An 11665-nucleotide genomic window follows, 5' to 3' on the forward strand; every position below is an offset into this window, starting at 1 on the left:
GAAGGCCAGGACGACGATGAAGACCTACTTCGCCGGCACGGCGGATACCGGCCCGGATTACTTCACCGCGTCGAAGCACCAGGCCAGAATGCCCTTTTGCGCGTGCAGGCGGTTTTCGGCCTCGTCGAACACGACGGATTGTGGACCGTCGATCACCTCGTCGGTGACCTCCTCGCCGCGATGGGCGGGCAGGCAGTGCATGAATAGCGCATCCGGCTTGGCAAGCGACATCAGCTGCGCATTGACCTGATAGGGCTTGAGCACGTTGTGGCGGTGCTTGCCTTCCTTGTCGCCCATCGACACCCAGGTGTCGGTCACGACACAATCGGCGCCGCGCACGGCGGCTTCGGCATCCGTGCCGAGCATGATCGGCGCGCCGGTCGCCTTGATGAAGTCGCGCATCGCCTTTTTCGGCGCGAGTTCCGGAGGCGTCGCGACATTGAGCTGGAACTTGAAGCGCTCGGCGGCGTGCGCCCAGGAGGCGAGCACGTTGTTGTCGTCGCCGGTCCAGGCCACGGTCTTGCCCTCGATCGGGCCGCGATGTTCCTCGTAGGTCATGAGGTCCGCCATCACCTGGCAGGGATGCGAGCGGCGCGTCAGGCCGTTGATGACGGGCACGGTGGCGTTCGCTGCAAGCTCCAGCAGGGCATCGTGATTGAGGATGCGGATCATGATGGCGTCGACATAGCGCGACAGCACGCGCGCGGTGTCGGCGATGGTCTCGCCGCGGCCGAGCTGCATTTCGGCGCCGGTGAGCATGATGGGCTCGCCGCCGAGCTGGCGCATGGCGACGTCGAAAGACACCCGCGTCCGCGTCGAGGGGCGCTCGAAGATCATCGCCAGGGTCTTGCCTTCGAGCGGCCTGACCGGCTGATGCGCCTTCTGCTTCGCCTTCATCGCGGAGGACGCAGCGAGCATGCGCTTGAGCTCCGACAGCGGCAGCTCGTTGATATCGAGGAAGTGCTTCGGTGTTTTATCGGGCGACTTGCTCATCAGCTTGCCGCCCGCTTGTTGCCGGACAACGCGGTGCAGGCGCGCTCGAGCCGCCCGACGCTGTCCTCGATCTCGGCTTCGGTGACGATCAAAGGCGGCAGGAAACGCACGACATTGTCGCCGGCACCGACGGTGAGCAGCTTTTGGTCGCGCAAGGCTGCAACGAGATCGCCGGAGGGCACCACGGCCTTGATGCCGATCAGGAGGCCCTCGCCGCGCACTTCGCTGACGACATCGCCGTGACGGTCGATCACGGAGGCGAGCTTCTGCTTGAGCAGCAGCGACATCCTCTGCACGTGGTCGAAGAAGCCGGGCTTGAGCATGACGTCGAGCACGGCGTTCGCAGCCGCGATCGCGAGCGGATTGCCCCCGAAGGTCGAGCCGTGCGAGCCCGGCGTCATGCCGGACGCCGCTTCGGCGGTCGCAAGGCAGGCGCCGATCGGGAAGCCGCCGCCGAGCGCCTTGGCCAGCGACATCACGTCGGGTTCGACGCCAAGGCGGCGGTACGCGAACAGATCGCCGGTGCGGCCCATGCCGGTCTGCACCTCGTCGAAGGCGAGCAACAGACCCTTCTCGTCGCAGAGCTGGCGCAACGCCCTCAGGAAGGCGGGCGTTGCCGAACGCACACCGCCCTCGCCCTGGATCGGCTCGATCAGGATGCCGGCGGTCTGCGGACCGATTGCCTTTTTCACGGCATCGAGATCGCCATGCGCAACCTGGTCGAAGCCCTCCATCGGAGGGCCGAAACCTTCGAGATATTTTGCCGATCCCGTTGCGGCCAGCGTCGCCAGCGTGCGGCCATGGAAGGCGCCTTCGAAGGTGATCATGCGATAGCGGTCGGGATGACCCTTTGCGGCGTGATAACGGCGCACGACCTTGATCACGCATTCCAGCGCTTCGGCGCCGGAATTGCAGAAGAACACGAAATCCGCGAAACTTTCATTGCACAGGCGCGCGGCGAGCTTTTCGCCGTCCGGGCTCTGGAACAGATTCGACATGTGCCAGAGCTTGGTGGCCTGCTCCTGCAACGCCGCGACCAGCGCCGGATGGGCATGGCCGAGCGCATTCACCGCCACCCCGGAGGTGAAATCGAGATAGCGCTCGCCATTGGTCGCGATCAGCCAGCAGCCTTCGCCACGCTCGAAACCAAGGTCGGACCTGGCGAAAACGGGGAGCAAATGCGGCGCTGCGCTGTTAGTCATGATGGTCACTTGAATGTTGCGGACGGAGTGAGCGTGCATTGCGCAACGCACCATCGACCGGCCCGGAAAACGAAACGTGCCGCCTCTTGAGGGCGGCACGTGCGACTATCTTAGGCCTGGTGAAACGGGTGTCAATGCCGCCCGGAAAGCCTCGCGAAACGCTGAATCCGTAGTCTTGCGGTGCCGATTTTGCGGGATTTGGCCACGGAACATGTGGAAGCGAGTCGGCGGACTCTTGCGCGGGAGTCACGCCATATTGTAGCGTTTGGATTGTCAGATACGACATCTCGTGCAGTGGTTCTGATCTTTAAGTCCTTATGTACCGGCGTAAACGTTCGGGCGTTCAAGACGCGCCCGGCGAGCCTTAAGGGATTCTGGCGGCACGGGTTTTTGAAGGCTTAGGCATTCGCTGCGAGGCCCCAGGATGGCTGGCGCGCAGCGAGGGAAAGGGTGCAATGACGGTTTTGACCTGGTCCGATGATCGCGTCGAGCAGCTGAAAAAGCTCTGGGAGGCCGGACTTTCGGCCAGCCAGATCGCGGCGGAGCTCGGCAATGTGACCCGCAATGCCGTGATCGGCAAAGTGCACAGGCTCGGCCTTTCGGGCCGCGCCAAGAGCCCATCATCGGCAGCGCCGCGGCCGCGCAAGGCGCGCCCCGCGCAGCACATGATGCGGGTGAGCCGCCCGATCTCGCGCGGCAACACCGCGCTGGCGCAGGCCTTCGAGGTCGAGGCTGAGCCGGATCCGGTCACCTACGACAACGTGGTGCCGATGAGCCAGCGGCTGTCGCTGCTGGAATTGAACGAGGCGACCTGCCACTGGCCGGTCGGCGATCCCTCGAGCCCGGACTTCTTCTTCTGCGGTGGAAGGGCGCTGTCCGGACTGCCCTATTGCGCCCAGCACTCGCGCGTTGCGTACCAGCCCGCGTCGGATCGGCGCCGCGCACCGGTAAAGCCGGGTCCCCGTTAGTCGTCACGCGAAGACAGTTCAACAATTTCAGTGTCGTCCCGGCCTAGTGCGCAATTGCGCACGGGGGGCCGGGACCCATACTCCGAGCACGCAATAATCGTGCGGAAGGGGTCACTCCGAGTCTTCGCCAAACCACGTTCGGTGGTTATGGGTCCCGGATCAGCGCTCGCTTCGCTCGCTTGTCCGGGACGACGGCTGAGAATGCAGGGACAGCTCGCCAACAAACAAGCCTGCAACCCTACACCTGCTCCGCCTTCGCGAAGCGATCATCCAGCGCGTAGCCGGCGCCGCGGACGGTGCGGATCGGGTCCTGCTCGCGGCCGAGATTGAGCAGCTTGCGCAGGCGGCCGATATGCACGTCGACGGTGCGCTCGTCGATATAGATGTCGCGGCCCCAGACGCTGTCGAGCAGCTGCTCGCGCGAGAACACCCGTCCCGGATGCTCCAGGAAGAACTCCAGCAGGCGATATTCGGTCGGACCGAGATCGATCGGCCGGCCCGAGCGCGCCACGCGGCGCTTGTCACGGTCGAGCTCGATGTCGCCAAAAGCAAGGACGGTGGCGAGGCGCTCCGGGCTCGCGCGCCGCAGCAGGCCTTTCACGCGCGCCAGCAGCTCCGGCACCGAGAACGGCTTGACGATGTAATCGTCGGCGCCGGTCGCAAGACCCCGCACCCGCTCGCTCTCCTCGCCGCGCGCGGTGAGCATGATGATCGGGAGCTGCTTGGTCTCGGGACGGGTGCGAAGCCGCCGGCACAATTCGATGCCTGACAGGCCCGGCAGCATCCAGTCGAGCACGATCAGATCGGGGATGTGCTCCTTGAGGCGGGTGTCGGCGTCGTCGCCGCGCATCACCGTCTCGACGTCATAGCCGTCGCCTTCGAGGTTGTAGCGGAGAAGCTCGGTCAGGGCTTCCTCGTCCTCAACCACCATAATGCGTGCGCCCATCGGGTCGTCGCTCCTTAAGTCTTCAGGTGTTCGGTACCGTGTTGGCAAAGGTCGTCATGTCGCCCTTCGGCCGCTTGTCGGTGATCGCCTGGCCCTCGATCATGTAGAACACGGTCTCGGCGATATTGGTGGCGTGGTCGCCGATCCGCTCGATGTTCTTGGCGCAGAACATCAGATGGATGCAGAACGAGATATTGCGCGGATCCTCCATCATGTAGGTGAGGAGTTCGCGGAACAGCGAGGTGCAGATGGCGTCGACTTCCTCGTCGCCCTTCCACACCGCCATCGCCGCCGGCAAATCATGCGCGGCATAGGCGTCCAGCACCGACTTGACCTGCTGCTGCACGAGGTCGGTCATGTGCTCGAGGCCGCGGAACAGCTTGAGCGGATGGAAGTCCGTCTCCAGCGCCGCGACGCGCTTGCCCATGTTCTTGGCGAGGTCGCCGATGCGCTCGAGATCGGTCGCGACGCGCATGGCGCCGACGATCTCGCGCAGATCGACCGCCATCGGCTGGCGGCGGGCGATGGTGAGCACCGCACGCTCCTCGATGCGCTTCTGCAGCGCGTCGAGCTCGGTGTCGATGGCGACGACGCGCTGGCCGAGCGGGACGTCGCGGCGGATCAGCGCGTCGACGGACTCGACGATCATGCGCTCGGCGATGCCGCCCATCTCGGCGACCAGGCGAGTGAGTTCCTGGAGGTCGGTGTCGAAAGCCTTTGCGGTATGTTCAGAACCCATGTCGCGTCTCCTAGCCGAACCGGCCGGTGATGTAATCCTGCGTGCGCCGATCTGACGGCGACGTGAAGATCTTGCTGGTGTCGTCGAACTCTATCAGCTCGCCGAGATACATGAAGGCGGTCTTGTCGGAGACGCGCGCCGCCTGTTGCATGTTGTGGGTGACGATAGCGATCGTGTAATCCTCGGACAGCTCCTGGATCAGCTCCTCGACCTTGGCGGTCGAGATCGGGTCGAGCGCCGAACAGGGTTCGTCGAACAGGATCACCTCGGGCCGCACCGCGACGGTGCGGGCGATGCAGAGGCGCTGCTGCTGGCCGCCGGAGAGCGACAGGCCGGAGGCGTTGAGCTTGTCCTTGACCTCGTTCCACAGCGCGCCGCCGCGCAGCGCCTTCTCGACGCGGCCGTCCATCTCGGACTTCGAGATCTTCTCATAGAGACGGATGCCGAACGCGATGTTCTCGTAGATCGTCATCGGGAACGGCGTCGGCTTCTGGAACACCATGCCGACGCGGGCGCGCAGCAAATTGAGGTCCAGCCTGGGGTCGAGAATGTTGGTCTGATCGAGCATGAGCTGACCGGTGGCGCGCTGGCCGGGATAGAGGTCGTACATCCGGTTGAAGATGCGCAGCAGGGTCGACTTGCCGCAGCCCGACGGACCGATGAACGCCGTAACGCGGTTGGCGCCGAGCGTCAGGTTGATGTTCTTCAGCGCATGGTGCTCGCCGTAATAGAAGTCCAGGTTACGCACGGTCACCTTGGGGGGCGCCTCGGGCAGCACCGCCGCGTGCGGCAGTCCACCGGACGCGCTCATCGACACGGAAAGATCACTCATTTTGCGGTCCTCTCGGCGCCAAGGATGCGCGCGAAAATATTAAGGGCAAGAACGGTCAGGGTGATGAGCAGCGCCCCGCTCCAGGCCAACTGCTTCCAATAGGCATAGGGGCTCTGCACGAAGTTGTTGATGGTCACAGGCAGGTTCGCCATCGTCTTGTTCAGGCCGAGGCTGAAGAACTGGTTCGATAGCGCGGTGAACAGCAGCGGCGCGGTTTCACCGGCGACGCGAGCGGTCGCGAGCAGCACGCCGGTGATGAGACCCGATCGGGCAGCACGATAAGCGATCCGCTGGATCACCAGCGAACGCGGCAGGCCGAGCGCCGAGGCCGCCTCGCGCAACGCGTTCGGCACCAGCAGCAGCATGTCCTCGGTCGTGCGCAGCACCACCGGGATCACGATGACCGCGAGGGCGAGCGAGCCTGCGATCGCCGAGAAGCCGCGCATCGGCACCACCACGGCGCCGTAGATGAACAGGCCGATGATGATCGAGGGCGCCGAGAGCAGGATGTCGTTGATGAAGCGGATCACCGAGGTCAGCCGGTCATTGCGGCCGTATTCGGCGAGATAGGTGCCGGCGAACATACCGAGCGGCGCGCCGATGCCGACGCCGATCACGGTCATGATCAGCGAGCCGACGATGGCGTTGAGCAGACCGCCCTCGTTCGATCCCGGTGGCGGCGTGTTCTCGGTGAACAGCTGGACATTGAGTCCCGCCAGCCCGTTGTAGAGCAGCGTGATCAGGATCAGCGCGAGCCAGGTGACGCCGAAGGCGGTTGCGGCGATGCAGAGCCCGCGGACGACGATGTCCTTGCGGCGTCGGCGTGAATAGATCGGATTCATGGCGCTAATTCCCCGCCTTCTTTTCCAGCCGCATCAGCATCAGCCGCGCCGCTGCGAGCACGAAGAAGGTCAGAACGAACAGCAGGAGGCCGAGCAGGATCAGGCCGGATTGGTGCAGGCCGTCGCTCTCGGCGAACTCGGATGCGATCGCCGCCGAGATCGTGGTGCCCGGCGCAAAGATCGATGACGAGATCCGGAACGAGTTGCCGATGATGAAGGTCACCGCCATGGTCTCGCCGAGCGCGCGGCCCAGCGCCAGCATGATGCCGCCGATGACGCCGACCCGGGTGTAGGGGATCACCACGCTGCGGACGACTTCCCATGTGGTGCAGCCGACGCCGTAGGCGGCTTCCTTCAGGACCGGAGGCACCGTCTTGAACACGTCGACCGAGATCGAGGTGATGAAGGGCAGCACCATGATGGCAAGGATCAGCGCGGCATTGAACAGGCTGAGATAGGACGGGGGACCTGCGAAGATCGCGCCCAGCACGGGAACGCCGTCGAAGATCTTGATCATGAAGGGCTGGAACGTGTTGGCCAGGAACGGACCCAACACGAAGAAGCCCCACATGCCGTAGATGATCGAGGGAATACCGGCGAGCAGCTCGATTGCCATGCCGATCGGGCGGCGCAGCCATTGCGGGCAGAGCTCGGTGAGGAAGATCGCAATGCCGAGACCCACGGGAATGGCGATCAGCATCGCGATGAAGGAGGTGACGAGCGTGCCGTACATCGGCCCGAGCGCGCCGAGCACCGGCGGATCTGCGGAGGGCGCCCAGCGCTGCGTCCACAGGAAGGAGACGCCGTATTCTTTCATCGCCGGGAAAGCGCCGACGATCAGCGAAATGATGATGCCGCCGAGGATCAGAAGCACCGAGATCGCGGAGAGCCGCGTAATCCAGTAGAAGGTAACGTCGCCGAGCTTGAACGCGCTCAAGGCCTTGGCGCGGTCATACGGTCCGGCGTCGTCGATTACATCGCTCTGAACGGCCATCTCTGCCACGCCGATCCCCTGTACCAAATAGTATACGTTTTTTGTTGGTCCGTGCCCCGGATGCAGCGCAGCGCATCCGGGGCACGAGCGTCGCGAACCTAGCTCTTGATGTCGGCAGCCCAGGTCTTCTCGATCAGCTGAACGACCGGATCCGGCATCGGGATGTAGTCGAGCTCTTCAGCCGCCTTGCCGCCGCTCTTGAAGGCCCAGCGGAAGAACTTGATGGCTTCCTGCGAGGCCGCCTTGTCGGTGGCGTCCTTGTGCATGAGGATGAAGGTCGCCGCCGTGATCGGCCAGGATTTCTCGCCGGGCTGGTCGGTCAGGATGACGTAGTAGCCGGGAGCCTTGGCCCAGTCGGCGTTGGAGGCGGCCGCCTGGAAGGCTTCGACGGTGGGCTGCACAGGCTTGCCGGCCTTGTTGATGAGACCGGTGTAGGTCAGCTTGTTCTGCTTGGCATAGGCGTACTCGACATAGCCAATCGAGTTCTTGGTCTGGCTGATGTTGCCGGACACGCCTTCATTGCCCTTGGCGCCGACGCCGACCGGCCACTCGACCGCGGTACCCTCACCGACCTTGCTCTTCCAATCCGCGCTGGCCTTGGCGAGGTAGTTGGTGAAGTTGAAGGTGGTGCCCGAACCGTCCGAACGGCGGACCACGGTGATGGCCTCCGAGGGCAGCTTCACGTTCGGGTTGAGCTTCTTGATCGCGGCGTCGTCCCATTTGGTGATCTTGCCGAGATAGATGCTGGCCAGCGTCTCGCCGTCGAACACCAGTTCACCGGGCTTCACGCCCTCGATGTTGACGACGGGCACGATGGCACCCATCACCATCGGCCACTGGACGAGGCCGTCCTTCTCGAGCTGCTCGGCCTTGAGCGGCGCATCGCTGGCGCCGAAGGTCACGGTCTTGGCCTGGATCTGCTTAATGCCGCCGCCGGAGCCGATCGACTGGTAGTTCAGACCGTTGCCGGTCTCCTTCTTGTAGGCGTCGGCCCATTTGGAATAGATCGGGAACGGGAACGTCGCGCCGGCTCCGGTGATGTCGGCAGCAAAGGCCGCCGTCGTCGATGCGGCGACAATGCCAGCAGCGACGAGTGTTTTGAGGAAATTCATGCTGGTCTCCATACAGGGGAGCGAAGCGCCATCCGCGCCCGATCGCGCTCCCCGTGCCGCCCCTTTAGGAGCGGACAGCTGAGCTTTTACGAAGGTTTGGTGACAGTCGGATGACAGTGTTAAGCAGCTGAAATCGCTGGAATTTAGCTCAGAGCCGCAGGCTTGCCCTGGGGAAAACAGGCGGTGAAAGTGGCGCCCTGTTTGGGCACGCTTTCGATCAAAAGCCGGCCGCGATGACGGTTAAGAATATGTTTCACCAGCGACAATCCCAGGCCGGTGCCGCCCTGCGAGCGGCTGTCGCCGACATCGACCCGGTAGAAGCGCTCGGTCAGCCGCGGCAGGTGCTCCGGCGCGATGCCGGGGCCGAAATCCCGGACCAGCACCCGGATTTCCTGAGTTCCATCAGGGGCCGCGCCTGATATCAGCGACACGATAATGCGTCCACCGGAGGCGCCGTATTTGAGCGCGTTCTCGATCAAATTCTCGAACAGGCGGAGCAACTCCTCGCGGTCCCCCGCGATCAGCACCGGGGTCTCGGGCAGCTGGGTCTCGACCTCGACCTGGCGTTCCCGCGCCAGCGGCTCGAGCCCATCGGCGACCTGCAAGATGATCGGCAGCAGGTCGACCAGGGTGTCGGGCCGCACATGGGCCGACAGCTCCACCCGCGACAGCGACAAGAGATCGTCGATCAGGCGCGCCATCCGGGTGGCTTGGTTGTGCATGATGCCGAGGAAGCGCTCGCGCGCCTTGGGATCGTCCTTGGCCTGGCCCTGGAGCGTGTCGATGAAGCCGGACAGCGCGGCCAGCGGCGTGCGCAGCTCGTGGCTGGCATTGGCGACGAAATCGGCCCGCATTTCCTCGACCCGGCGCAGCGGCGTCTGGTCGTGAAAGGTCATCAGCATGCATTTGTCGGCGCCGCCAAAGGTGGTCGGCACCGGCACCGGCGTGATGGTCAGCTCCATCCAGCGATCGACCGGGACATGGTCGAGATAGGTCGCGCGCCGCGGCTCGGTGGTCGCGATCGACTCGCGCAGCCCCGTGATGATCTCGGGCGAGCGCAGCGCGAACTGGGCGAGCTCATTCCGGCGCAGTGCCGGCGCGAGCTGGGCGGCTGCGGCGTTGAGATGGATGACGCGGCCGGCGCGGTCGAGCAGCACCGCGGGATCGGGCATGCCGGCGACCACTGCGGCAACCGCCGCGCTCTCGACCGGGTTGACGCGGCGGGTCTCTTCGCGCGAGGCGGCGGTATCGTGCAGGCGCCACGGGATCAGCGCTGCGGCCGCGATGCAGAGGAACACCGCAATCGCATGCAGCGCCGATAATTCCCCCAGCGAGACCACCACGGATAGCGCGAGCGCCGCGGCGATCAGGATGACGGTCGAGTGCCGCAGCCGGTCGGACCAGGGCGGGGAGGAGGGAGAAGTTGGGGCGTCGATCGCCATCGGGGCGGGCTTCTCCAAAAGGCCTTGCGCCGGTCAGGCGCCGCTGTCGCTGCGCTTTCTCACGTAAGCGGCTTCAGGCGCGGGGCCGGGGTCGAGCTTGAGCGCAGCCTGCTGCAGGCGCTTCGATCGTGCGCCGATGATAACTTCGCGAAACGTCAGCAAGATTACAGATATGACAAAAGGGGACAGATAATAGAGGACGCGGAACAGCAGCATCCCGCCCAGCAGCTCCTCGCGGTCCATCTGCCAGAGCCCGACCAGCATCGCCGCGTCGAACACGCCAAGGCCTCCGGGCGAATGGCTGGCAAAGCCGAGCAGCGTGGCCGAGACGAAGATCACCGCGACCACCACGAAACCGAGATTGGGCTCGTCAGGGACCAGCACGTACATCGCGAGCGCGCAGAAGCCGAGATCGATGATGCCGATCGCGATCTGGAGCAGCGTCAGCGGGCCGCCCGGCAGCATCACGGTCCAGGGCCCGCGGCCGACCATGCGCGGCTGGGTCCAGACCCAGACCACGTAAGCGACCAGTCCGACGATGATCATCATCGCCAGCATCCGGTTCAGCCAGGGCGGAAGCATGTCGATCGAGGCCGCGGCTTCCGGATGATAGGAGATGCCGAGGCCCAGCACCGCGGCATTGCCGAGCCAGAAGGTCAGGCCGGCGAGGAAGCAGATCTTTGCGACGTCGATCGCGTTCAGGCCATAGGCGGAATAGATGCGGTAGCGCACCGCGCCGCCGGTGAAGACGCTGGCGCCGACATTGTGGCCGATCGAATAGCTGGTGAAGGCAGCGAGCGCGTTAATCCGATAGGGCACGTGGGGATGGCCGATCGCGCGCACGGCGAACAGGTCGTAGAAGGTCAGCGTGAAATAGCCCGCAGCGACGAACAGCGCCGCCATCGCGATCTGGCTCGGCTCGGTGCTCTTGATCGCTTCGAGGACTTCGTTGACATCGATGCCGCGCAGCATGTGGTAGAGCACATAGCAAGCGATGCCGATGACCGCGACGCTGATCACAACTCCAAGCTTATGCAGGATTTGCTTCTGGCGCAGAAACGACATCGCCCTGCGTATGGCTTCCAGCATCTAAACCTCGAACAACGCTTCAGCGGCCAGGGTGGCCGGCGAACAGGCGGACGACACGCAGGCACCCGACGAATCCTCGCCGGCGGCTCCGGCATCGCGCATGCCCCCTGCCCCTCCACTAGCGCGTTTTGGGGCGGAGTGGAATTCGACAATTCGAACAAAAAGTCGTGGCTTCAAGGTTTTAGGCAGGTTGCGGGCTCCTGATGCACGGTTTGGCGCTTTCGGCGGCAAGCCTGACGCGAATCTCCATGGCCATCCTGGCGCAGACGCCATGAAGTTTTGATGATTTCGGCCGTACAATGTTCCGTCACGGCTTAAGTCGAAATCAATCTATGGGCGGGATTTCGCTGTTGAAAGAGGGTCGCGCCGCGCGCGGCCGCTGCGGCGCGCACGATTACGTGGCCGACGGCTCGCGCTCGATCATCCGGTTGCACTGCGACATCACAGACGTCATTGCGGCCGCCCGCCAGCGGCCGCGATGAGCACGTCGTTCGGAGGTAGCGTTC

General features: G+C 64.4%; 12 protein-coding genes. 2 read left to right on the top strand and 10 right to left on the bottom strand.

The genetic code is table 11. The features are described 5' to 3' along the window. Positions 1-57 precede the first annotated feature (57 nt). Both argF and IVB42_RS06775 read right to left on the bottom strand, forming a co-directional pair. Positions 58-993 (bottom strand): ornithine carbamoyltransferase, encoded by a 936-nt coding sequence (gene argF, locus IVB42_RS06770; RefSeq protein ID WP_018456070.1) that lies wholly within the window; start codon positions 991-993, stop codon positions 58-60. Beyond that, positions 993-2195 (bottom strand): aspartate aminotransferase family protein, encoded by a 1203-nt coding sequence (locus tag IVB42_RS06775; protein WP_026233078.1) that lies wholly within the window; start codon positions 2193-2195, stop codon positions 993-995. Before IVB42_RS06775 ends, argF begins: the two co-directional genes overlap by 1 nt. Before the next feature lie 455 nt (positions 2196-2650). Between IVB42_RS06775 and IVB42_RS06780 the strand changes: the two genes are divergently transcribed. Further along, positions 2651-3163, top strand: a complete 513-nt coding sequence (locus tag IVB42_RS06780; RefSeq protein ID WP_007597869.1) for a GcrA family cell cycle regulator — start codon at positions 2651-2653, stop codon at positions 3161-3163. A 238-nt stretch (positions 3164-3401) separates the two neighbouring features. Here the strand turns inward: IVB42_RS06780 and phoB are convergent, their stop codons facing one another. The 8 genes from phoB to IVB42_RS06820 all read right to left on the bottom strand — a co-directional run bounded on the left by phoB (position 3402) and on the right by IVB42_RS06820 (position 11159). Continuing rightward, positions 3402-4109 (bottom strand): phosphate regulon transcriptional regulator PhoB, encoded by a 708-nt coding sequence (gene phoB / locus IVB42_RS06785; RefSeq protein ID WP_007597871.1) that lies wholly within the window; start codon positions 4107-4109, stop codon positions 3402-3404. A gap of 22 nt (positions 4110-4131) precedes the next feature. Continuing rightward, the gene (phoU, locus tag IVB42_RS06790; protein ID WP_018456067.1) at positions 4132-4848 is read right to left on the bottom strand and encodes a phosphate signaling complex protein PhoU; all 717 of its coding nucleotides are present in this window, start codon (positions 4846-4848) and stop codon (positions 4132-4134) included. Positions 4849-4858: 10 nt separating this feature from the next. Continuing rightward, positions 4859-5680 (bottom strand): phosphate ABC transporter ATP-binding protein PstB, encoded by an 822-nt coding sequence (gene pstB / locus IVB42_RS06795; RefSeq protein ID WP_018456066.1) that lies wholly within the window; start codon positions 5678-5680, stop codon positions 4859-4861. After that, on the bottom strand, positions 5677-6522 hold the full coding sequence (gene pstA, locus IVB42_RS06800; protein ID WP_247394020.1) for a phosphate ABC transporter permease PstA: 846 nt from the start codon (positions 6520-6522) through the stop codon (positions 5677-5679). Before pstA ends, pstB begins: the two co-directional genes overlap by 4 nt. A 4-nt stretch (positions 6523-6526) precedes the next feature. Next, positions 6527-7516, bottom strand: a complete 990-nt coding sequence (pstC, locus tag IVB42_RS06805) for a phosphate ABC transporter permease subunit PstC (protein WP_018456064.1) — start codon at positions 7514-7516, stop codon at positions 6527-6529. Positions 7517-7614: 98 nt separating this feature from the next. Next, positions 7615-8628: a phosphate ABC transporter substrate-binding protein PstS gene (gene pstS / locus IVB42_RS06810; RefSeq protein ID WP_026233076.1), complete on the bottom strand. Its 1014-nt coding sequence runs from the start codon at positions 8626-8628 to the stop codon at positions 7615-7617. A gap of 143 nt (positions 8629-8771) precedes the next feature. Next, on the bottom strand, positions 8772-10070 hold the full coding sequence (locus IVB42_RS06815) for an ATP-binding protein (protein WP_247398942.1): 1299 nt from the start codon (positions 10068-10070) through the stop codon (positions 8772-8774). Positions 10071-10103: 33 nt separating this feature from the next. Continuing rightward, complete coding sequence (locus IVB42_RS06820; RefSeq protein WP_018456061.1) at positions 10104-11159, bottom strand: lysylphosphatidylglycerol synthase domain-containing protein; 1056 nt, start codon at positions 11157-11159, stop codon at positions 10104-10106. A 332-nt stretch (positions 11160-11491) separates the two neighbouring features. Here IVB42_RS06820 and IVB42_RS06825 point away from each other — a divergent pair, with 332 nt between their 5' ends. Then, positions 11492-11641 (top strand): hypothetical protein, encoded by a 150-nt coding sequence (locus tag IVB42_RS06825; protein ID WP_018456059.1) that lies wholly within the window; start codon positions 11492-11494, stop codon positions 11639-11641. The last annotated feature ends 24 nt before the right edge of the window (positions 11642-11665 follow it).

This window comes from Bradyrhizobium sp. 45 (assembly GCF_023073155.1).
GTDB lineage: Bacteria > Pseudomonadota > Alphaproteobacteria > Rhizobiales > Xanthobacteraceae > Bradyrhizobium > Bradyrhizobium canariense_D.